The sequence below is a fragment of the Spirosoma sp. KNUC1025 genome, assembly GCF_045160025.1.
Lineage (GTDB): Bacteria > Bacteroidota > Bacteroidia > Cytophagales > Spirosomataceae > Spirosoma.
In genome coordinates, this window is sequence record NZ_CP087139.1 from 5,338,803 (window position 1) to 5,362,867 (window position 24,065).

15 protein-coding genes and 2 pseudogenes are annotated in these 24,065 nt (G+C 51.6%); 4 read left to right on the top strand and 13 right to left on the bottom strand.

Annotated elements, in window-relative coordinates; all coding sequences use genetic code 11:
• Positions 1–51 precede the first annotated feature (51 nt).
• The 3 genes from LN737_RS23355 (at position 52) to LN737_RS23365 (ending at position 6,306) form a co-directional block, all read left to right on the top strand.
• Positions 52–1,641, top strand: coding sequence for a CHAT domain-containing protein (locus LN737_RS23355; RefSeq protein ID WP_405512456.1), 1,590 nt, complete (start codon positions 52–54; stop codon positions 1,639–1,641).
• Positions 1,642–1,734: 93 nt separating this feature from the next.
• A complete protein-coding gene (locus tag LN737_RS23360) occupies positions 1,735–2,724 on the top strand; it encodes a MoxR family ATPase (protein WP_405512458.1) in 990 nt (329 codons plus the stop codon).
• A 3-nt stretch (positions 2,725–2,727) separates the two neighbouring features.
• On the top strand, positions 2,728–6,306 hold the full coding sequence (locus tag LN737_RS23365; protein ID WP_405512460.1) for a hypothetical protein: 3,579 nt from the start codon (positions 2,728–2,730) through the stop codon (positions 6,304–6,306).
• Positions 6,307–6,329: 23 nt separating this feature from the next.
• Here the strand turns inward: LN737_RS23365 and LN737_RS23370 are convergent.
• Positions 6,330–7,375: pseudogene (locus LN737_RS23370) on the bottom strand (DNA/RNA non-specific endonuclease).
• A gap of 79 nt (positions 7,376–7,454) precedes the next feature.
• Between LN737_RS23370 and LN737_RS23375 the strand changes: the two are divergent.
• Positions 7,455–8,693, top strand: coding sequence for an NAD(P)/FAD-dependent oxidoreductase (locus tag LN737_RS23375; protein ID WP_405512462.1), 1,239 nt, complete (start codon positions 7,455–7,457; stop codon positions 8,691–8,693).
• A 46-nt stretch (positions 8,694–8,739) separates the two neighbouring features.
• Here the strand turns inward: LN737_RS23375 and LN737_RS23380 are convergent, their stop codons facing one another.
• From LN737_RS23380 to LN737_RS23435, 12 genes and pseudogenes are all read right to left on the bottom strand, one after another.
• Positions 8,740–9,669: a bifunctional riboflavin kinase/FAD synthetase gene (locus LN737_RS23380; protein WP_405512464.1), complete on the bottom strand. Its 930-nt coding sequence runs from the start codon at positions 9,667–9,669 to the stop codon at positions 8,740–8,742.
• 56 nt (positions 9,670–9,725) lie between these two features.
• Positions 9,726–10,451 carry a tRNA pseudouridine(55) synthase TruB gene (truB, locus tag LN737_RS23385; RefSeq protein WP_405512466.1) on the bottom strand — a complete coding sequence of 242 codons (726 nt, stop codon included), beginning with the start codon at positions 10,449–10,451 and terminating at the stop codon, positions 9,726–9,728.
• 1 nt (position 10,452) lies between these two features.
• Complete coding sequence (locus tag LN737_RS23390) at positions 10,453–11,295, bottom strand: undecaprenyl-diphosphate phosphatase (RefSeq protein WP_405512468.1); 843 nt, start codon at positions 11,293–11,295, stop codon at positions 10,453–10,455.
• Positions 11,296–11,419: 124 nt separating this feature from the next.
• Positions 11,420–11,758 carry a DUF3098 domain-containing protein gene (locus LN737_RS23395; protein ID WP_405512470.1) on the bottom strand — a complete coding sequence of 113 codons (339 nt, stop codon included), beginning with the start codon at positions 11,756–11,758 and terminating at the stop codon, positions 11,420–11,422.
• A gap of 118 nt (positions 11,759–11,876) precedes the next feature.
• Positions 11,877–12,758 (bottom strand): ABC transporter permease, encoded by an 882-nt coding sequence (locus tag LN737_RS23400; RefSeq protein WP_405512472.1) that lies wholly within the window; start codon positions 12,756–12,758, stop codon positions 11,877–11,879.
• Positions 12,759–12,945: 187 nt separating this feature from the next.
• The gene (gene truA / locus LN737_RS23405; RefSeq protein ID WP_405512474.1) at positions 12,946–13,734 is read right to left on the bottom strand and encodes a tRNA pseudouridine(38-40) synthase TruA; all 789 of its coding nucleotides are present in this window, start codon (positions 13,732–13,734) and stop codon (positions 12,946–12,948) included.
• Between the two features lie 259 nt (positions 13,735–13,993).
• Positions 13,994–16,249, bottom strand: a complete 2,256-nt coding sequence (locus LN737_RS23410; protein ID WP_405512476.1) for a xanthine dehydrogenase family protein molybdopterin-binding subunit — start codon at positions 16,247–16,249, stop codon at positions 13,994–13,996.
• Complete coding sequence (locus LN737_RS23415; RefSeq protein ID WP_405512478.1) at positions 16,246–17,271, bottom strand: xanthine dehydrogenase family protein subunit M; 1,026 nt, start codon at positions 17,269–17,271, stop codon at positions 16,246–16,248. Before LN737_RS23415 ends, LN737_RS23410 begins: the two co-directional genes overlap by 4 nt.
• Positions 17,268–17,795 (bottom strand): (2Fe-2S)-binding protein, encoded by a 528-nt coding sequence (locus LN737_RS23420; protein WP_405512480.1) that lies wholly within the window; start codon positions 17,793–17,795, stop codon positions 17,268–17,270. Before LN737_RS23420 ends, LN737_RS23415 begins: the two co-directional genes overlap by 4 nt.
• Before the next feature lie 86 nt (positions 17,796–17,881).
• A complete protein-coding gene (locus LN737_RS23425) occupies positions 17,882–18,091 on the bottom strand; it encodes a hypothetical protein (protein ID WP_405512482.1) in 210 nt (69 codons plus the stop codon).
• A gap of 30 nt (positions 18,092–18,121) precedes the next feature.
• Complete coding sequence (locus LN737_RS23430; RefSeq protein ID WP_405512484.1) at positions 18,122–19,360, bottom strand: efflux RND transporter periplasmic adaptor subunit; 1,239 nt, start codon at positions 19,358–19,360, stop codon at positions 18,122–18,124.
• A gap of 25 nt (positions 19,361–19,385) precedes the next feature.
• Positions 19,386–23,842, bottom strand: a pseudogene (locus LN737_RS23435) (CusA/CzcA family heavy metal efflux RND transporter).
• Between the last annotated feature and the right edge of the window lie 223 nt (positions 23,843–24,065).

The window sequence follows — 24,065 nt, forward strand, 5'->3', positions numbered from 1 at the left end:
GCCTGAACTGGTAAAATCGATAAATTCAGGCAGATAAACCTACCCTCCTTTATGAACGACCTGCCCGTTATTCTGAGTTATTTCGCCCAAAGCCCGGACGAAAAACACCTGGAGATGCTGGAGGAGGAGAAAAACGCCATTCAACTGGCCTGGGAAAACGCCACTGAGCAAAAAGATAATCCCGTGGCCGTACGGTACGTAGCACGCAGCGGCAATTTATCAACGCCCAAACAGATTCTGGACGATATTGAAAAATACGGTGAACGTATCGTTTTGTTCCACTTTAGCGGCCATGCCGATCAAGACGAACTGTTGCTGAGTGATAGCGCTGGGGGTCCGGCAGGCATTGCCGGTTCGTTGGGTCTGAAAGCGCCTAACCTCAAAGTGGTGGTGCTGAATGGTTGTTCCACAGGTGGGCAGGTTAATACGTTTTTTCAACGCGGAATCCGGGTGGTGGTTGCTACGCAATGTGCCGTAAAAGATACGCATGCCAAACTGTTCGGCATTACGTTTCACCAGATGCTGGCCAAACACACCTCCATTCAGCAAGCCTATCGGGATGCGATTCTGGCCGTTAAAGCCTACCACGATTTAAGTCTGTTGCTTCCCGAAACGGTGAGTGAGTCGGCCATAGCGTTCCGAAGCGGCATGCTCGATACCAGCCCTCAGACGACTAAAGTCTGGGGGTTGTTTACGCAGAACGATGGGGCGGCCGTTATCAACGATACCGACTGGCTGACAATCAAATCGCAGACGAGTCAGCCGCAGCGTCCGTCTGAGAAGCCCCAATTTCTGATCAACCCCGAAAAGGCTTATATCTGTGAGCGCAACCGCGCCAACTACGTCGATGTGTTCAACAGCTATTTCGACCCCTATCGCAACCCAAATCGTCCGCGGGTGCAGCATTATCTGCTGGCTGGTGCGCGGACGGAATCACCCCTTGGCCTGATACGTAAGCTCTTCTATCAGAGCATCATGCAGGCAATTACCCGGCAGTTTTATTATTATTCGTTTAAGGATCTTCTCAGCGAAACCAAAGTCGTTGAACTGAGCCGGAGCCACGTAACGGCCGAACACGTACTGAGTCAGTTGCTGCTGGCGGTGGCAGGTCCGCCACCGTTCTCGCTGAACAGCAGCATACGTAGTGTTGATGACTTGTGTACTGAATTTTTCGCCCAGAATTCGTTCAAGCAGCGCGAGTATGTCGTTATTGCCTTCCGGATGCAGGCAGAGGACCTGACCGATACAAACATAAAGGCGATTGGCGATGCTGTTAACTACCTGAATCAGTGGGCGGCAAAACTCCCTCCTGGCCGTCTGTCTTTTCTGTTTTTCTGGACGGCTTTACAGGAGAAACCCTCCTTTTGGAATACGTGGCTATCAGGAAGCCCAATCAAGAAACTGATTTCCCGCTTCGAGACCGTCCGCACGGATAGCTGGCAGTGGTACGTACTCAACCAGGATTATAAATTCCTGAATGTACCCGATCAGGAAGACATTGAAAACTGGCTGAATGACCATTACCGACCCATGACGAAAAACAACCCCGACGTACAGACACTATACGCGCAAACTAACGTAGAAACTCTTGAAAATCAATTACTTGATCTCATTAACGAGGTAAACGAAAAAGCAATCTAACCCACAAACCAACTTATACGGATAACTGCTGGCTAACCTGTTTCTGAGGCATTGACCCATTACTCAGCAGCATTACACCTCATACCTACCACCATGGCTTTAGTAGATACGTTTTCGTTTGACCCGGCTGAATTGGCGCAGCCCCGGCTACGTCCTAATCCGCCGGATTACATTGCCGATTCAGCCCTGTATAATGCCGTTCGGGTAGCTGTGCTTCTTAAACAACCCCTTTTGTTGACAGGTGAGCCGGGTACTGGCAAAACGCAGCTGGCCTATAAAGTTGCGGCCGATCTGGCGAAAGATACTAATGGTGATTTCCTGCCGGCTCCGCTCGTATTCCCCACCAAAACTACGTCGTCGGCGATGGACCTGTTCTATACATACGATGCTATGGGCCATTTCCACGCGGCTCATCTGCAAAATCGGAAAGAAGCGCCCCAGGCGGCTGAGTTCATTCAGCTACAGGCGCTTGGGCAGGCTATTCTGCTGAGTCAGAACCCCGTACCGGATCGCTATCAGTCGCTGCCCGGTATCGACGGCACAAAACCGAAAGGATCGGTGGTGCTGATCGATGAAGTCGACAAAGCCCCCCGCGACTTCGCCAATGACCTGCTCAATGAACTGGACCGCTACGAATTTACAGTACGTGAAGATGGCAGCCGGACGTACCGCAAAGGCGATGCCCATCCGATCATTGTGATGCTGACGAGCAATTCGGAGAAAAACCTGCCCGATGCCTTTCTGCGTCGGTGCGTTTTTTTTCACATCGAATTTCCGGACTCCGCCCAGCTCAAAAAAATCGTTCTCCAGCAGGTTTTCAGTCAGGACCCTCGTTACCCGCAGGTACAGCAGGCCGTCGAGAACCGGCTTGACGAATACATCAACCGATTTATCGAGCTGCGCGGTATCAATCTCAAGAAAAAACCAGCTACGTCGGAATTGATCAGCTGGCTGTTTTTTCTGCGTAACGATATCCTGGCGGATATCAGCCTCGCCAAACTGCCGGTGGATACACGCCTATCGGGCCTGAGTATTCTGGCAAAGCACCCCGATGATCTGGCTCGGTTAAAAACGGATCTGTAAGGCATGACCACCGAGCAAACGCATAAGCCCATTCCGGTTGGAGAACTGCTCGAACGGCTCCATGCCGAAGGCTTTGCTATTAACCCCGGTGTATATGATCGGGTATTTAGGATTATCAGCCGCGTTTTCCCTGATGGTCTGCCGGTTCCTTCTGATGCCCAGACAACCCGTACGCTACGTGAACTGATTGGTCCGATTGTTTGCCGGAACGAAACTGAACAGGAGAAGTTTCAACTGCTGTTCGACACGGTTGTTCAATCGCCCGAGCCGACGTCTTCCCTTCCCAAACCATTGCTGTTAGTGGACAATGGACGTAGTGATGAATCCCAACAGGCGGACAATCCAATACGCTACGTTTGGTGGTTTGCGGCACTGTTGGTAACGGGCCTGCTGGTTTGGCGATTCTGGCCGACACCACCCGGGAAACCGAAAGAAAATACCCCTTCGCTTCCTGCGAAACTTAACTGTACGGTCCAGTTTTCCATCAATACTGTTCGTGGCGACAGCATTACGTTTGAAAACAAAAGCCCCGGCCTGCTCAATCCGAAACAAACGTACCAATGGAATTTTGGCGACGGAACGGATTCGGTAATTACCCGTGAAGCACTGGTCGGCCATCGATTCCGAAAATCGGTCAACAAGGCCGTACTGGGGAACGTTACGTTGCAGGCCGTTGGTTGTTCTAATGTCGTGCAGCCGGACCCGGAAATCAGTGAATATACCCCCTCAGCACTGCCGTTTTTGCGGGCCAATGAGCGGGAGTTTTATAACCTGGCCGACTGGGTACCGCTCCTGCTCATGGGGCTGGGTGGATTGCTGAGTGTTGGGGTATGGGTTCGTTTTCTGCGAAGAAAGCCCAACAAGCTGAATCAGCGACCGTCAAATGGTCCTTTCTTTCTGAGTTTTCCCCGTCAGGATGAGGCCATTCAGCCGAGTACGTCGCTGCTGGCCTGGGCCCAGCAGTTGCAGCAGCGTGAAGAAAGCGAACGCTGGACACTGTCGGTGAACGCAACCATCCGGCAGACGATACGCAATAGCGGCATACCCACGCTGCGCTACGAGCAGATCAAGCGCAGACCGCGTTACCTGGTGCTGCTCGACGACCGCTCGGCCTCCGATCAGCAAGCCCGGCTCTATGGGTATCTGACGGGGGTGCTGGCTACGAGGGATGTAGACCTGGATGTATTATTCTTTCAATCCGATCCGCGTTATGCCTGGAGTGAACAGTTTCCGAAAGGTTTACCCATTACCGACATTTACCGGCTCTACAACCAGCATTATCTGGTTCTGGTAACGGAGGGAAGTCGCCTGTTCGATTACGATACGGGCGAGGTATTGAGTTGGGTAACAGACGCGTTGTCGGGCTGGGAAAACCGGGCGCTGCTTACGCCCATCTATCCTAAAAACTGGAATTACCTCGAAGCGGCCCTTAGTCGATTTTTTATACTGCTGCCCGCTACGCCCGATGGCCAGCTTCTTTTGCGTGATTATTTCGGAGAAGGCGAAACCCCGCCCGCTTTCGATGACCTGCTACGTTTATTCGATGTATCGCCGGGTACGCCTGATCGCGGCTTTTTCGGTAAGCCCCTGGCCCGAATTGATGTAACCGATGTTGAGCAGTTTCTGCGGCAACCCATCGGTACGATTCCCGTACCTGCCCCTATGCAGGACTGGCTGATTCAGTGGGCCTACGCTACGGCTGTTTTTCCGACCCCCGACTGGTCGGTAACGCTCGCTATCGGCAAAGCCCTCGAAACAACATTTCGTATTGAGGGACTGGTCACGACAACGAACTTACTGAAACTAACCAGTCTCCCCTGGCTGCGGCAGAATACCATACCGGACCCGCTCCGCACCAGCCTGCTTGGCCAGCTAAAACCTGAGGTCGAATCGGTTGCCCGACAGGCTGTTATTGATCTGCTAAAGGAACTACAGCCCGCTCCCGGCAGTGTGGCGTATGAAGAATGGCAGCTACGTATGTGGGAGCAGGAATACCATACGGGCCAGGCCGACCTGAAAAATCTGGAAGCCTACCACAATACGGATCTTATCAAGGACCCGGCGATTCAAGAGCAGGTGCAGCAAAAAGTACAGCGTCAGCAACGAAACCGATACGTAGCGATTGTGTTGTTGCTTATTCTGCTACTAGCTCCGCTCTTTCTGTACACCCTTCCGCCCCAAACGCAGCGGGCTTCGTGGGCGCTGCCGTTTTACCGGATCGATTCGTCAGCGGTGGATAGCGCCATCTATTACAACAATTATGCCGTCGATTTATTCAATAAGCCCAGCCGCCAATTGTTTGAACAACGCTATGAGCTGGCCTTGCCGGTTCTGTACAAATCGCTGCGCAAACGGGTTAATTTCGAAGCCGTCTATAACCTGAACGTAGCCCGTTACAATCTGGCTCAGTCGATGTATGAACGAGTAAAACCTGACTTGAACAGCGGAGTTGTCACGCCCGAAAAAACAACCTTTCTGACCACACTGAGCCCTACTCATGGGGTTGAGACCATTTTAGCGCCCTTTCGACAGTTCGACAGCAGATGGACGCCCGATAGTGTTATCACCCGGAATTATTTACAGCTGTTGGTCCGTAATACCAGCGCCGATTCTGTGTATCAGTACATTCAATCGGTCAATCGTCAGTCGGTGAGTGGCACACAAGCCCGCGGAATCAGCGTAGGCAATGCCCTGGACCGAACGCAATTTGATACGGCCCTGGCCACGGCAAAACAGGCTTTCCGCTCACCCGGTACGCTGGAAATGGTGGTTAAAAATGACTTTACACGACAGGATAGTTTATCCCTTATGCGCTTCAGCCCGACCCGTCAGCAGCGCGATTCGCTGATTAGCCTTGAAACTGCGCGACTAATTCTATATGCGAATGGTCCGAGTCAGGCGAGCCAAATTCCGATTGATAACACCGGGTATCTGGATCAATTGAAAAATGCAGCACAGGACACGTATGATAAGCAATCCATGCAGGGTTCAAAAAAGCCAAAACCAGCCCTAAAACAAAAGCCAAAGCCAATAAGCCCAGTCAAGCCTCCTAATAAAGCAGAGTATGCCAGTCAGACTACACCACCTCCTAAATCTAATTACGAGGTTCTGGCTGCCAATGAGTTGGACTCGATCCCCAAAGCGAAACGTCCGCTACCAGCTGCAGATTCATCCGTTGAAAGACCCGTTTCAGCAATAAAAAAAGCGCCGGAATACCCTATTGCTGTTAACCCCAATAATTCGACTTATTCGCCCGTTCAACAGCAGCCAGTGCAGCAACAGGTTCAGCAGGGGCCAACAATTGAGGAACAAATCAAAACGCTACGTTTGAGTCAGCTAAGTAGAGAAAAAACCAGCTGTTCGAGCGAGAACGACGTAACGGTACTCGACCGAACAATTGATCCGGGTGTGTCAGTTCTTGTCCCGCTGGAACAGGCAACGGACGTGCTGGACTGGCGCTGTGGCTCCGATCAGCAGCGTTTGTACAGTAAACGCTCATTCAGCTACGTACTGATCGAACGGGCAACGGATGGCTCTATTCAATGGACGTTCTACCGTCAGGCCGCGCAGAAGAAGAAATGACAGGCTGTGGTTATGAATCAACCTTAGTTACTAAACCATTCGGCCACCATGTCGCTGCGGCTTTTGCTTTCCAGCTGGCGTTCGAGGTTATCGGGGATTTTGGGAAAGAAGTCGATACCCGTCTGCTGTTCAATCTGATCAACAGGCACCACAAACTGCTTGAGCGACTTGTCGGACGGTTCGTTGGGCAACAGGAAACCAATCATACGAATTTGGGGCTTATTACAGTACAGCACCACTTTATAAAACTTCTCCGGCACGCTGATTTCGGTTTTCTTACCAATGGTTGGCAGTCCTGGTTTCAATACCGGGCCTGTCACTATATACAGGCCATTGTCGCGAATGGCCCATGCCCGAATCTGCTCTTCCAGTTCTTTCCAGATGCCCCGGTTAAAAAGGGGAGCCTGGGGGTAATGTTGCTCATAAAGAAGGTTTCGCGCATCATCCTTTGCGAGAATTTGAAATCACCGGCGGGTGCCAGATGCCCCCGGTCGTAGCCTGAGCGTGTATAATCCGACGAGATAGCGGTTCCGTTCCGCACCATCCGATCCGGCTGAAACTGTTCGAATTTGCGTTCGGCATCGCCCGTTGTTTCATAATCCAGCAACGGATAAGCTACCCAATCAGCATCCTTGTATTCGTCGCGATAGCGAAGCGTAAAGCCTTCGTGCCGGATAATCTGATCGCTGGGCTGAACAAGTGGAAGCAAAAAATCGACCTGCTTTTCAAAATCAAACCGAACGGTTTTCGGCGAGCCCGCCGACGGGTTATTTCCTCCGTTGTCGCTGGCTTCACTTTCGCTGTTGCCCTGATCGTCGGTTGCTACGTCGGGCTGGCGTGGCTCGGGAGCCTTGTACGGATTATCGGTTTCAGCTTCGGATTTCCCCCGACCTAAGCCAACCATCTCCCGAACGTCGTTCCAGAAAGCCACTACGGGTTTTGTTCGGCCACCGTAATGGAGAAACAGACCGATCAGAAAGAAAATGAACAGCAGAACGAGCGTATTGCCACGCAGCCGGAAGCCCCGGCGATGTATGTTTCTGGTCGGAAAAGGAGGTTTACCGTGCATGTGTCAAAGTTAGTTTTTTGTTTCAACGTTTTATAGTTGAACCCAGAAACTCGAACGCGAAACCGACTGTTAAAACTCCATGTCACCATTGAATATCGTTGTCATCGGCGGAGGGGCGGCCGGTTTTTTTGGCGCTATAACAGCTGCCGAAACGTTTCCCAATGCCTCGGTTACCATTCTTGAGAAGAATCGTACAGTACTTAATAAAGTCCGCATTTCGGGTGGAGGCCGCTGCAACGTAACCCACGCCTGCTTCGACAACCGACTGCTGGTTAAGCACTACCCGCGGGGTGAAAAATCGTTACGTTCACTGCTGAACCAATTCGACGCAGCCGCAACGGTGCGCTGGTTTGACGATCGGGGCGTTTCGCTCAAGACGGAAGCCGACGGACGTATGTTTCCAACCAGCAATACATCGGAAACCATTATCAACTGCCTGCTCGACACCGCTTACCAGTTAGGAATCAAGGTTCGTACAAGCTGTGGCGTAGCCTCACTTTCCGTATCTGATCCAGCCGCCACCAATTCTTCCTGGACGCTGAACCTCTTTACCAATGAAATCATATACGCCGACCGGGTATTGATTGCCACGGGTGGCTACCCACAGCTTTCGGCATACGGGTGGCTACCCGAACAGACCGATCCGGTGCTGTCGCCCGTACCTTCTTTATTCACGTTCAATGTTCCCGACAGCCCGCTGCTTACCCTGGCGGGGGTATCGGTGAAAGACGCCAAAGTGTACGTAGTGGGTACGAAACAGGAGCAGCGTGGTCCTTTGCTGCTGACGCACTGGGGCTTCAGCGGACCGGCCGTACTACGTTTATCGGCCTGGGCTGCCCGCGACTTATCGGATGTTCAGTACCGATTCACGCTACGTATCAATTGGGTTCCTACGTTGAATGAAAATGAACTACGTAACGCCTTGCAGGAGTTTCGGCAGCAGAACGGGCGCAAGCAGGTTGTTTCGCAAAATCCATTTGGGCTACCTTCGCGGCTGTGGGAGGCATTTGCGCAGGAGGCCGGTATTGCTGAAACCCAACGCTGGGCTGACCTTCCGGCTAAACCGTTGAACAGGCTCACCGAACGACTGACGAACAGCCAGTTTCAGGTGGTAGGAAAAAGCACCTTTAAAGACGAATTTGTAACATGCGGAGGCATTGACCTGAACAGTTTGCACCCGCAAACCCTTGAAAGTAAAGCACAGAAAGGGTTATTTTTTGCGGGCGAAGTGCTCGACATTGACGGCATTACCGGCGGTTTCAATTTCCAGAATGCCTGGACAAGCGGTTACATAGCCGGAAAGAATATTGGTCATTAGTGATTAGTCACTGGTCAGTAGTCATCAGCAATTAAACTGCTAATGACTAATCACTAATAGCCAGTCTCGCAGCTTCTTCATCACGTTTAAGTTGCTCAACCAGGGCGGGTAAGCCATCGAATTTCTGTTCAGGGCGCAAAAATTCGCGGAAGCGCAGGGTCATGTGTTCGCCGTAGATGTCTTTGTCGAAATCGAAAATATAGGTTTCGATGGTTTGATTCGTGCCCGCTACGGTTGGCCGAAAGCCGATATTCAGCATTCCGCTAAGGCTCTGGTCGGCATACAGTACGTCGACGGCATAAACGCCGTTAGCCGGAACAAGTTTCATCGGATCATCGACCTGCATATTGGCCGTTGGAAAACCAATCGTACGTCCCAGTTGCCGTCCCTTCACAATTGTTCCGGTCAGGTTGTAAGGACGCCCCAGCAATTGACCGGCCGTGTGCACATTGCCTTCGCTGAGTGCCGCTCTGATTCGGGAGGAGCTGACCCCAACCGCGTCTACATCCTGGCGGGAAATTTCTTCCACTTCAAAGCCGTATTCGCTCTGGTGCGCCCGAATGTATTCAAAGCCTCCTTCCCGATCCCGGCCAAAGCGGTGATCGTACCCAATCACTAATTTCTTCGTGCCAATTTTATCGACCAATATCTGCTGGATGTATTCTTCCGATGTTAGTTCTGAAAACGAACGCGTAAACGGAATGATGACCAGATGCTCAACACCCGCCTGGTCGAGGAGTTCGATTTTTTCGTCTAACGTACTAAGCAGTTTCAGGTTAGCGCTGTCATTCGACACAACGGTTCGCGGGTGCGGCCAGTACGTAATCAGTACCGATTCGCCGTTGCTCTGCCGGGCTACTTCTGTCAGACGGGCCAGAATCGTTTGGTGACCCCGATGTACGCCATCGAACGTACCGCTGGTAACGACCGCATTCGGCAAAGGCTGTATATCGTTAAGACCTCTGTAAATAATCATCTGTAATCGATTGTCATCAGTTGATAGTCCGATCGTCAATAGTAAGTGGTCGTCTTTTACAAATTCCCTGACGACACCTGGCTATCAACTGCCGACTTCTCCCGACACATGTCAATAAAACGGTCAATGGTATGGGCGTCTTCGACCCGAAAATCGCCAATACGTGTCCGGCGCAGGCTACTCATATAAGCGCCGTTGTTCAGCAGCAGTCCCAAATCCCGTACCAAGCTGCGAATATACGTGCCTTTGGAACACACAATACGAAAATCGATTTCCGGAAACCGGTCGACATTCACCTCAAAAATAGATACGGTGACCTGACGCGCTTTTATGCCACCTTCAATCCGGTCGGCCGTTTCACCTCGTCTGGCTTTTTCGTAGAGTCGCTCACCATTTACTCGAACTGCCGAATAAATAGGCGGCACCTGCAGAATATCGCCGGTCAGCTGACTAGCAGCTTCCTGTATCTGCTCCGGATGAATAGCCGACGTATCAAACTCGGCATCGAAAGCAGTTTCCAGATCGACGGAGGGGGTCGTTTTGCCAAGGACCAGTGTACCCGTATATTCTTTTTCCTGCGCCTGATACTGATCAATCTGCTTGGTCATTTTACCAGTGCACAAAATCAATAGCCCCGTAGCCAGTGGATCGAGCGTACCTGCATGACCGATTTTCTTGAATTTACAGGCGTATTTCAGCTTGTTCGCTACGTCGAACGATGTCCAGGTAAGCGGTTTATCGATTAAGATGACCTGACCGGGATCGGGAGTCTGTTGTTCCAAGTTATAGTACGTCTAATTTCACTCCTGCCGCAACCAGACCCAGAAGAAGCAGTCCCAGCGCAATCCGATAATAGCCAAAAACTTTGAACCCATAGCGATTCAGAAAGCCGACAAACCCGCGGATGGCCAGCAGGCCGACGACAAAGGCAATGGCATTGCCCAGAAGCAGAGTCTGATAATCGGCCGGCTGAAGCAGCTTATACGTTTTCAGCAACTTATATCCCGAAGCTGCCGCCATGGTCGGTACAGCCAGAAAAAACGAGAATTCTGCTGCCTGAGCGCGGGTAAGTCCCTGAAACATACCGCCAATGATGGTAGCCGCCGACCTCGACACGCCCGGAATCATGGCAATGCACTGAAAGAAACCAATCCGTAAGGCATCAGGCACAGTTACGTCGCCATCTTTCGGCTGGCGATTCACAATGCGGTCGATGAATACCAGCACAATTCCGCCGAGCAGCAGTGAAACGGCAACGACCACTACGTTTTCGAGAAGCGAATCGATAAAATCGTTCAACAGAAAGCCAATCACCGCAGCCGGAAGAAAAGCAATCAGAAGTTTACTGTAAAAATCCACCATAGGCTGCAGTGGGGGTGGCACCGATTTGAGGTAGCCAGGCGCTACGTAGTCGGCGGTACGGTTAACCAAAAAACGACGGTGGTAAAGCACCAGAACCGATATGATGCACCCAAATTGAATATCGACCGTATAGAGTTTCGTGAATTCGTTTCCGGCAATACCCGCCAATGAAGAGTAGATAATCATGTGGCCCGTTGAGGAAACCGGGAGAAATTCGGTCAGACCCTCAATGATCGCCAGCGCAATCGCGTGAATTAATTCCATTTAGAAGGTTGTACAGTAGTAAAACAGTTCGCCGTAGCGGTTGTAGTGCTGCAAAGTTACCAATAGAAAACTTTACAACGCTATAATCGCTACGGCGGACCTGCTTTATAACTATATAACTTTTTTAAGCTTTGGGCCGGGCAAGAATGGCGAAGAATTCAAGAACGAAGCCACTCATCACCACAATCGGGCCGAGGGTCAGGCCAAGAAAGCCAAAGCCAAACTCTTCTTTATCCAGGCTCATAATGAAGAACCCTGCCAGAATAACACCAATACCAATCAGCATTAAGGTGTAATTCTTCCGGCCAAAGGGTAAGGCGGCTGATGTGGTTGGATGAACCGGCTCTGCCACCGTCGACCGTATTGGCGCAATTTTAGGTGCTGCCGGTGAACTTACCGTCGCTTTCTTGGCGGGTTCTTCACGAGTCAGCGTAGCTGGACTATATTGTTTATCTTTTGCCATGTCCTTTGTGTTATCTAATGTCTAATGAACAATGTAAAATGAATAATGGCTCAGCGGGAGACCAATTATATTCATTCTGATCAGCCATTATCCACCATTGATGATGATCGTTTACCTATCAATGAAGCTCGTCCAATGTCAGCCCCAGATACCGTTTTACAGCTTGGAACGTACTTAAAAAACCAATCAGAACACCAAGCCCCAACAGACCGAGCATCAGGGCAATAATTTTTTCAATATCCTGAAAAGCCCCCAGTTCAGGCAGGTTATGTTTGGCTACTTCCCAGCCAACCAGCAGCAGTATAATGGCGATGACACCTGCCAGAAAACCCTGCCACATACCCCGGCCCAAAAATGGCCGGGTAATAAATCCATTCGTAGCGCCCACCAACTGCATGCTACGTATCAGAAGCCGTTGGGAATGAATAGCTATCCGAATGGTATTGTTCATCAGAACGACAATAATCAGCAGCAGCGCCAGAGCGAAAGCCGACATGATGATGTATATTCTGGTAATATTCCGGTTGATATTGTCGACCAGGTTTTCCTGATAAACTACTTCAAACACGCCATTGATTTGCTCCAGATCCTGCTTAACTTCCTGCAGCTTGGCTTCGTCGAAATACGCTTCGTTGAGCTTTATTCGATAGCTGTCGCGCAGCGGGTTTTCACCCAGAAATTTCGAAAAATCTTCTTTCGTCTCTTTAATAAACTCTTTGGCTGCTTCATCTTTCGTAACCAGCGTAATCTGCGGATCGCCCTTGGTAGTCAGCACATAAGGCTGATCGGCCAATGTACGATATAGGGCACCTACTTTCTTGGAACTTAGTCCTTTATCCAGAAAAACCCGAACTTCATAGTTCTCCCGGATGTAGGTCACCAGTTGTTTGGACTGGATAGCCAGTAATCCACAAAAACCGATCAAAAACAAAGCCAGCGTTAAACTGAATAAAATTATACCACTCGGGTACGCACCTACTTTCTTTTTTGTACGAGCCATTCAGGGGTTCGTGTTATGAGACAAAAATAATGGATTCCACCTGCCAACGGCCGAATTTAACAAAATTTAGCATATCTACGAAGCGTGGGAGCCAGGAGCGTGGGGCATGGGGCACGGAATAGCAGGGGGGCATGGTATAGTCAGAGAGAAAAAATAGTACAATATTCGTAAAACCCCTCGTAACTCCCTATTCCCCGCCCCGTGCTCCCTGCCCCCTGCTATTCCTCGCCACCAACACCTCCGCCGGATAACCGACCTCCACCAGATACAGCCCGTTGGCCGGTGCGGCCCGACCTGCTGCGTTACGGTCGTGAGCCAGAATAATCGGCTCTAAGCGGTCCAGTTCCAGACGGCCCTGCCCAATATCGAGCATCGTTCCGACAAGGGTACGGACCATTCCCCACAGGAACCGGTTGGCTTTAATATGAAACGTCAGGCAATCATTGTTTGTATACGCCCAGTACGCGAAATCGAGCCGACAGTGAAAATTTGTTACGTCGGCCCTGGCTTTGGCAAAGCTTTGAAAATTGGTGTGTTGCAACAGAATCCGACAGGCTTCGTTCATCCGGTCCACGTTGAGGAGTGGCCGGAAATGATACGTCAGGCCATGCTGAAAAACATCTTTCTGGCGACTGATATGGTACTGGTAATACCGATAAATGGCCGAAAAGCGAGCGTGGTCATTGGGCGATACCGGAAATATGCCGTGGATAGCAATGTCTTCGGGCAGGATGCAATTGAGGGAGTAAATAAAAGCTTCGGTGAGCGCCAGCGGCACGTCCAGATCAAAATGGGCAAACTGCTGCCGGGCATGAACACCGGCATCTGTACGTCCGCTTCCGACGATATGAATCGACTTTCCAATCCGTTGTGTCAGAGCTGCTTCGATTGTCGCCTGAATACTGACTCCATCCGCCTGTGTCTGCCAGCCCCGATACTGTGTGCCTCGATAGGATAATTCAACGAAATAACGCATACCCGGCAAAAGTACCGCTTAATCGTTAGTTGACTGATACTTCTGGCAGCAACGTAGCGTGGTATGTGGTGTCGGTTTCTTAAAACCGACACCACATACCACTATAAAACCCACAAGCACAATATCAGACACTCCGTTTAAGTACGCAAATCACATTACAGATTGGTTTAGTTTATTTAAAATATAACGAACGAGTGGTCTTTTCCAAGGCGAATTCCCTATGGAAAAGACCACTCGTTCTAAACCTAGCCTCTGCCTGTTAGAGCAATTTATCCAGCGTAATGGGCAAATCCCGAACACGCTTGCCAGTAGCATGAAAAATAGCATTGGCAACGGCGGCCGGCATACCCACAATACCAATTTCTCCCACTCCTTTTACGCCAAGCTTGTTGACGATGCTGTCGTGTTCTTCTACGAAAATAACGTCGAGCTCGTGGATATCGGCGTTCACCGATACGTGGTATTCAGCCAGGTTATGATTCATAAACCGACCGAAGTTGTGGTCGAGCACACTTTCTTCATGAAGTGCCTTACTGATTCCCCAGACCATACCACCCAGAATCTGACTGCGAGCCGTTTTGGGGTTTAAAATACGACCAGCGGCAACTGCACTGACTGCCCGGGTTACCTTCACTGTGCCGAGCTCTTCATCGACCATCACTTCGACGAAAGCGGCAGCATGAACGCTACGTGCATAATCCTTTTGCTTGAGTGCATTGGGCAACGCACCCGATGTTTCGCGAACAGCTCGCCCGCCATTCTGAGCAACGAGGGTCATCAGTGAAACCTCAGCCGATGGGTCCTTTTTCAAACGCAGATACTTATCCGCAAACTCGACATCCTCCCATTTAGCATTCTTAAAGGGCGAACCCGGCATTTTTTTGGCCAGCTTGAGTAGCGACTTTCCGACCTCCTCACAGGCCGCCTGCACCGCCGAACCGACCGTAGCAGCCGTCCACGAGCCGCCCGAGATTGGCGCTATCGGGAAATCGGTATCGCCCAGTTTGAACAGTACGTCTTCAACGGGCATACCGAGCGTATCGGCGGCTATCTGCGTCATGATCGTATACGTACCCGTCCCAATATCGGCGGTGGCGCTACTTACCCATAACTTACCGTTGACGAGCAACGCAGCTTCGGCGCGGGCACCCAGCATATTGGCTTCCCAGATGCCCGTTGCCATGCCCCAGCCAATCAAATTATGATCCTTTCGCATGGAGCGAGGTTCGGGATTACGTTTCGACCAGCCAAATCGCTCAGCCCCCTGCCGGAAGCACTCCCGAAGTTCCTTGCTGGAATAAGGCTTGCCTTTGTTAAAATCCTGATCCGTATAATTTTTCAGACGCAACTCAAGGGGGTCCATGCCAAGCTCGTACGCCAGTTCATCGACGGCTATTTCCAGTGCCGACATGCCTGTTACGCCCCCCGGTGCCCGCATATCCAGCGGGGTATACACATCCAGAGGTACCAGGTTGTATTTCATAGTTACGTTCTCGGGTGGATAAAGCATTCCGCCCCAGGTAACTACGTTCTCGGTATAGTCTTCAAATCGCGAGGTTTCGCCCACAGCATCGTGATAGAGCGCGTTCATGGTGCCGTCGGGAAGGGCGCCGATGGCTACATTCTGCACCGTAGCGGGTCGATGTCCAAACGTAAACATCTGCTGACGGGTGAGCGTCACCCGTACCGACCGTTTCAGGTCCACGGAGGCCATAACAGCCATAAATAACTGATATTGCGGACGTAGCCCTGAGCCAAACCCACCGCCCATATAAGGGGAAACCACACGAATATTTTTCAGGGGAATGTCGAATACATTCGATACGTACCAGATACTGCTGGTTACGCCCTGCGTTTTGTCATAAATGGTCAGCTGGACATCAGATCGCTTGCCATCTTTCCCTCCTTTTTCATACACAACCGTACTGGTAAACAGCTCCATCGGGTTATGGTGCTCCGGCGCATGGATGTATCGACCATTCACTTTGGCCGGCGCTTCAGCGTAAACCTGCTCAAAGTTGCCGCGGGGTTTGGGTGGTGGGGGTTTCAGCAGGTCGGCAATACCATGCTTCTGCTCACGAGCCCGGTGCAGATTGGTTTCCAAATCGGTTTCGTGTGCATCTTCCTGGTAGGTGATCCGGATTAAGGAAGCAGCATATCGGGCTACTTCAAACGTCTCCGCTACCACCAGTGCTACCGGTTGACCACTGTACATGATTTTAGCATCATCCAGCGGCCGAAATGGCGAACCTGGTGGCGGGTCCTGATCTTTATAGCTAATGTCGAAGCGAGCGATTTTAGGGCGATTTTCATGCGTAAATACCTGCAAAACGCCATCCAGGCCTAAAGCTTCACTCGCATCGATGTTTGTAATCTTCCCTTTCGCTATCGTACTCGACACGACATAGCCATATGCCAGATTCGGTACGTTAAACTCCCCGGCATATTTTGCTTTTCCGGTTACTTTATCGCGGCCATCAACGCGGCTGATTGGTTTTCCGATTGCGTTCGTCATGCGGTTGGTTCGAGTTTAGCGGCCTGGCCTAATGCCCGTACAATAGCACGCTTAGCCAGTTCGATTTTGAATGTGTTATGACCATATCCCTGCGCACCAGTCAATAAGCTTTCGGCAACCGCCTGAAAATTTTCTTTGGTAGCAGGCTTACCAACCAGCAGCGCTTCAGCCTCGGGCTTCCGCCAGGGTTTATGCGCTACGCCCCCCAACGCGATTCGGGCATTTGTAATGGTTTTGTTCTCGATCTCTAACGCCACAGCAACCGATACCAGCGCAAACGCGTAGGATGCCCGGTCGCGAAGTTTGAGATACATATGGTATTTGGGGAAGCCATTAGCTGGTAGATCGATGGAAGTGATGAGTTCATCAGGCTCCAGCGTATTATCGACATGGGGCGTATTACCGGGCAGTTTATGAAAGTCAGCAAAAGGAATAGCCCGTTCGCCGTTTTTTCCGGTCACCCGGACTACCGCATCCAGTGCAGCCAGCGCCACACACATATCCGACGGATGTGTAGCAATACACTGAGGCTCCGCCAGTTGGCCATCGCCATCAGACATCCGGGTACCCAGAATGGCATGAATTCGGTTGAATCCGTTGATCGCCGAACAACCAGAACCGGGTTCTCGCTTGTTGCAGGGCGTAGCCAGATCGTAGAAATAATAGCAACGCGTTCGCTGCATCAGGTTTCCGCCATCAGTCGCCATATTACGTAGCTGAGGAGAAGCGCCCGCCAGAATGGCCTGTGACAGAAGCGGATATCGCTTAACCACCCGCTTATCATAAGCCGTATCGGCATTGGTAACGAGTGCGCCCAGGCGTAAACCACCGTCAACTGTTTCGGTGATGGATGTCATGGGCAAGCGCGTAATGTCGATCAGCCGCGTGGGACGCTCCACGTTTTCTTTCATCAGGTCGATCAGATTCGTACCGCCCGCGATGAATTTGGCCGTTTTTTCGGATGCCCGCTCATCGACGGCTACGTCAATGGCATCGGCTCGGGTATAGGTGAAGCTGTTCATACAGATTGCTGGTTCATTACTTCTTCAATGGCTACCACAATGTTGGTGTAAGCCCCACAACGGCAAATGTTTCCGCTCATCAGTTCCCGGATGTCATCGGTCGTTTTAGCGTGTCCTTCGTTGAGCAAACCCACGGCTGAGCAGATTTGCCCCGGTGTACAGTAGCCACACTGAAAAGCGTCGTAGTCGATAAAAGCTTTTTGAAGTGGATGCAATCCATCCGGCGAATCCGTGCCTACGCCCTCAATAGTCGTGATTTCATTGCCTTCCTGCATAATCGCCAGGGTCATACACGAATTGATTCGTTTTCCGTTCACCAGAACTGTGCAGGCACCACATTGGCCGTGATCACAGCCTTTTTTGGTTCCGGTAAGGTCCATATACTCGCGCAGGGCGTCGAGCAGGCTGGTCCAGGGGGCCAGTTGTAGTTGGGTTTCGGTACCGTTGACAGTCAGCGTAACGGTGTGCACAGGTGGCAATGATGATTGCTTTCCCAGCGGAGGAGCTTCGGCGATTAAGGTCATAACGTTCCGGAATAAATTCTTTTAAACCAGAACTGCCAGAACTTAGGGTTGTTTAAAATAAAGCCACATCACTATAGCGAAATAGGCTAAGGTCTCAGCAGGTTGTATTTCTTCTTTTCCCGGTAAGATGCATACCATTCCTGGCCGTCGTTGCCATTACTCGTTCGCTTATCCCACAGAATATACCCACCTTTCGGACCTACCCTGTAACCCAGGTGAGCCGGAATCCGTATGTGTTTGTCAGCTGAAGATGGATCGAACTGTCCATCAGGGCTCATTTGTCGGTTTAACAGCATCGGGTAAAATCGGTTATAAGCGTTCCACTTTTATTCTTCTTCACTATTGTTGAGCTTGGATAACAAACTATAGGCTCCCTGAACGACAACTGGTGTTTTGGTCAGATCAATCGCATCGGGGATTATGACGGCTACGTAACCGCTTTCCCGAATGCCGGTTTTCACCTCAATCTGCCGGAACTGATACGTAGCCGGATTTTGCTGCTTTTGTTCCAGCACATAGATGTAGGGTTTGCCACCAAAACTGACCACGGCTGCCTCAGGCAATGCCAGCAGCGGCTGCGTATTCACAGCGACCTGCGCCGATACGTAGCCCCCCGGTATATAGTCGCTGGAGTAGCCATCCGGATGAGCCAGTACGGAAATCGTACGGTCGGCCGCGATGGACTTGCCGATCAGAAAAATCTCGCCTTTATGGGGCATCTGCGCATCATTTGCGCTGGCGTCGGCTCCCATCGCGAAACGTATGCTCTGCCCCGAATGAATCCGGCTGATATCCTTCTCAAAAATGCTCAGTCGAACGTGTAAATGACTGATATCGGTCAGTTGTACCAGTACATCGGCAGGATTAACGAACCGCCCGTTGTTGACCGGCACATCGGTCACAAAACCCGATACCGGCGAAGGCACGCTAATGGTTCGGGTTAAGTGGTCGGGGGTAAGCGTAGCGGGATTGATACGTAGCATCATCAACCGCTGATTTAGCCCCGCCAGCTGCGCCTGTAAACTTTGCCGGTTGGCTCTTGTCTGCTGAAATACTTTCAGGGCACTCACATTGTCGCGACTCAGCTCCTGCTGACGGGCAAACTCCAGATCGGCATATTCCAGTTTAGCTTTGGTATCCAGGTAATCCTGCTGAAGCTGTATGTATTCCGGATTTTCGAGAACCACCAGCGTCTGCCCTTTCCGAATGCGCATGCCGGGCTCAAGATTGATCTGACGAATGTATCCGCCCACCGGCACCGATACCGATACTTCGTTCTGCGCCGGTACGTCGAGTACGCCGTTGACCTTCAGCGTCGTGTGCATGACGCGCGAAGCTGGCTGCCCGAGTTGTATGCCCGCTACGTCGTACTGTGCCTGTGTAAGCGATATACGTACGGGCTCGTCGGCCTTTTTTGGGGTCGAGTCGGCCGGTGCGGTCTGGTTTAAATTTTCCGTTTCGGAACGGGTCTGTTCACCCGATTGGCAGGACGTAACAGAAAGGCATCCGCCACAAAGCCAGAGCGCCAGTTGCCAGTAAATACGAAAAGTGATTCGAGTAACCATAAAGGATTGATATTCAAAAAGTCAGTTACGGGTTTCCTGCTAAATAATTGATATACAGAACAGATTGATCGTACTGATGCAGCAGATCGAGGTAGTTTATCCGGATCGTGAGCGCCTGTTGCAGTGCCAGCGAGAATTCGACATAGCCGATATCACCGCTACTGAACGCCCGACGAGCCTGTGACTGAATCACCTGTGCCTGCGCCAGACCATTTTGCTCGTAATACGTTAGAGCTTCACTGTATTGATTGAACTGGGCAATGGCCTGACTGACCTGTTGATTCAGCGCAAATCGTTGGGTTTGTAATTCCGTCTGGGCCAGTTGCTCGCCAATCCGGGCCGATTCAACCCGTGCCCGTTGTGCACCACCAAACAAGGGGAACGTAAGGCCAATCTGGCCACCATTGAATCGGTAACCTGGCCCGAAATACAGCTCCTGACCGTCGATCAACTGATTACCGACGAGCGTTTGCGAGAACAGGCCGACCAGGAAATCCGGTTTTAGCCGGGCCTGCTCCACGAGCCGGGTCTGCTGCGACACCCGGATTTGCTGCTGCAGTTGCTGCAACAGCGGATTTTGCGCCAGAGCGGTGCTGTCCGTTGGTAAAAGGAGTGCCAGTTTCGGCAAAGCCTGCTCCGTTATTGTTACAGGTTCTGTGCGAAAAAGCAGCGTTTGGAGCCTCGCCTGGGCGGCTATCTGATTTGCCCGATTTTGTGCGAGCCGGGCACGCTGGTCAGCCAGTTGGCTTTCGGCAGTGGCTTTCTCCAGATTGCCCGTCTCTCCTACCCGAAGCCGTAACGTAGCGGCTTTGACAAACTCGGTCAGTACGGTATCCTGCTGCTGAAACAGCCGGGTTTTCTGCTGCAGATAAGCCAGTTCATAATAGGTCGACCTGACCTGATACCGCACCTCATTTCGGGTGACGAGCGCGGCAGCCTGTCGCCCCGCAACAGTCTGATCATTCAGCTCGGCGAGCCGATGTGTCAGCGTTGGGTTTGGAATGGTTTGCGTAACGGTCAGGTTGTTATCGAACCGACGGCTATTGTACTGCCCCAGCATCAGCATCGCCGACAACCGTCCGGCATCGTAAGCCGTTCGACGTAACGCCTGCTGCTGACTGACGCCCAGATTTGCCAGTTGCAACTGAGCGTTCTGGTTCGTTGCCAGTTGAAGAGCCTGATCTAACGTAACGGCCTGGAGTGTTGGTGTCTGCGCCCAGCTTTGAACCGATAATAGCCCCAACAGAACAACCGTAGTAATCACGGTTTTCGGGCTCTGTTTTTTGGCAGCTTTCACTTCGCGCTCAATGGACTTTTTCTCAAGCAACGAGTACAAAATCGGCAGAATAAGCAGCGTTAGCAACGTAGCCGTCAGTAAACCACCAATCACTACGGTAGCCAGCGGTTTCTGCACTTCAGCACCCGCTGAGTTGGAAAGGGCCATTGGAATAAACCCGAACGAAGCCACGAGAGCCGTCATGACCACAGGCCGTAAACGAACCTCTGCCCCACGCCGGATAATTTCGGTCAGGTCCGTCAGGCCATCGTCGTGGCGTAGTCGGTTGAATTCAGCAATCAATACAATTCCGTTCAACACTGACACGCCGAACAAGGCAATGAAACCAACACCCGCCGAAATACTGAACGGCATTCCACGTAACAGCAGCGCAAACACGCCCCCAATAGCCGCCATCGGAATCGCCATAAAAATGAGCAGACTCTGCCGAACGGAATGGAACGTAAAGAACAACAGGGCGAAAATTAGTCCGAGGGCAATGGGTACGGCAATGCTCAGCCGTTTCTTGGCATCTACCAGGTTTTCAAACTGTCCACCATATGTGACGTAGTAGCCGGGGGAAACTTAACCCGTTGACTTACTTTCTGCTGTAGTTCGGCCACAATGCTTTCCACATCGCGCCCCCGCACATTGAAACCCAGTGTAATCCGTCGGTGGGTATTATCGCGCTGAATCTGGTTCGGAGCCTGCTCGATGCTCACCTTCGCCACCTGCGAAAGTGGAATCTGCTGGGCCATACTGTTTGGCCTGGCTGGTATGGAAACGTAAAGATTCTGCACATCTTCTACGCTCTGCCGTTTGTCGGCGGCCAGTCGGACGACCAGATCAAACCGTTTTTCGCCTTCAAAAACCAGTCCCGCCGACTGTCCGGCAAAAGCGGTATTGATCGTCTGGTTAACGTCCGTTACGTTCAGGCCATACTTGGCAATTTGTGCCCGGTCGAGTTTGATCAGAATCTGCGACAGGCCCGCCACCTGTTCTACATAAAGGTCTTTGGCGCCATCCGTACCCCGGATCAAACCACCCACCTGACGGGCAAGTCCTTCCAGCTGCTTCAGGTCATCACCGTAAATTTTCAGGGCTACATCCTGCCGGGCGCCCGTCATGAGTTCGTTAAAGCGCATCTGAACGGGTTGCTGAAAGCCGAACGTAACACCCGGAACCACGGATAACGCTTCGGCCATCTTATTGGCGAGTTCATCCCGCGTAGTGGCCGATGTCCATTGGTCTTTAGGCTTAAGAATCACCATCAAATCAGACGCTTCAATGGGCATCGGATCGGTCGGAATTTCGCCGGAACCCACTTTCGCCACAACCTGCTCAACTTCCGGAAACTGCTTCAGTAAAATCCGTTCGGCTTTCAACGTAGCATCCACCGTTTCGGACAGTGAACTGCCTGTGAGGGTACGCGTATCGACAGCGAAATCGCCCTCGTCAAGCTGGGGAATAAACTCGCCCCCCATTCGGCTGAACAGAAACCCGGCGACCACAAGCAGGGCAACGGCACTGAGCAGCACCGGCAAGCGATGACGTAACGACCACAACAATACTGGTTCGTAGATTCGCTGAAGGCGCTTCATCAATTTATCGGAGAAGCTTTCTTTCTGTTCCACTTTCTTGCTAAGCAGCAGCGCCGAAATCATCGGTACGTAGGTTAGCGACAGAATAAACGCTCCCAGAATAGCGAAGGCGACGGTCAATGCCATTGGCCGGAACATCTTACCCTCCACGCCTGACAACGCCAGAATCGGCAGGTATACAATCAAAATGATAATCTCCCCAAAGGCAGCCGATGACCGAATCCGACTGGCTGCCCCAAACACTTCATCGTCCATTTCGGATTGATCCAGTGAGTGATCGGGCAGCGAACTGCCTATTCGCTCTTTCACCCGTTCGCTCTTTCGCAATTGCATATGATGCAGCGTAGCTTCAACGATGATGACAGCGCCATCGACAATCAAACCAAAGTCAATAGCGCCCAGGCTCATCAGGTTGCCCGACACGCCAAAGAGGTTCATCATAGAAATGGCAAACAGCAGCGCCAGCGGAATAACAGAGGCCACCACTACGCCAGCGCGCCAGTTACCCAGCAGCAGAACCAGCACGAAAATGACAATAAGTGCCCCTTCCAGCAGGTTTTTCTCGACGGTCCCGATGGCGCTGTTCACCATTTTCGTACGATCCAGAAACGGAATGATCTGTACGCCTTCGGGTAGTGTTTTTTGAATTTCGGCGATCTTGGCCTTTACTTCTTTAATCACCTCCGATGAATTGCCCCCTTTAATCATCATGACCACCGCCCCAACGGTCTCGCCCTGACCGTTGCGCGTGACGGCCCCGTAGCGTACCGCAGCCCCCGTACGTACATCCGCTACGTCGCGGACGCGGACGGGTAGCGGTCCGCCGGTCGACTGTTGGTTATTCTGCCGTACAACGATGTTGGCAATGTCTTCTGTGGACCCAATCAGGCCATCCGAGCGAATGAAGTACGCATTGGGTTTTTTGTCGATATAAGCCCCACCGGTATTCTGGTTATTTTGCTGAAGCGCCGTGAACAGATCGGTGATGGTAATTCCCATGCTCCGCAGTCGGTCTGGGTCAACCGCAATTTCATACTGCTTCAGCAACCCACCGAACCCACTCACATCCGCCACACCGGGCGTTCCGAGCAGCCCGCGCCGGATTATCCAGTCCTGAATGGTGCGTAGGTCGCTGAGTGAGTACCGGGACTCGTACCCTTTTTTGGGGACAACCGTGTATTGAAAAATCTCGCCCAGACCCGTCGTAACCGGAGCCATCGTGGGCGTACCGACACCGGGGGGAATCTGCCCCGTTACGGTCTGCAACCGCTCAGCGATCTGTTGCCGCGCCCAATACACATCCGTGGCATCGGTGAAAACAACCGTAACGATCGAGAGGCCAAACCGGGAAAACGACCGAATCTCGATCAGGCCGGGTATGTTGGCCAGGTTGACCTCGATCGGGAACGTAACGAGCCGTTCGATGTCTTCGGCCGCCAGGGAGGGACTGCTGGTAATTACCTGCACCTGATTGTTGGTAATGTCGGGAACGGCGTCGATAGGCAATTGCGTGGCCGACCAGCCTCCCCAGATCACCAGAGCCAGTGTAAACAGCCCAACAATCAGTTTGTTATGAATGGAAAAATGAATGATAGCGTTTAGCATCGCGACTATATCAGTTCGTCAGCACGTAATAATTCAGAAAACAGGGGATTGAATTCCCGAAGGAAATTCAGTCAGTAGCGCATCGGGATCGGTGTAGAAATTACTGAAGCAGGAAATGGCGATCGTTGGGTATGGAACGAGTGATTCCCGACCACGAGCAATTCATTAGAACAGCGTAAAGAAACTGGAATGCCGTGGTGCCGGTACGATACGTCTGGACACA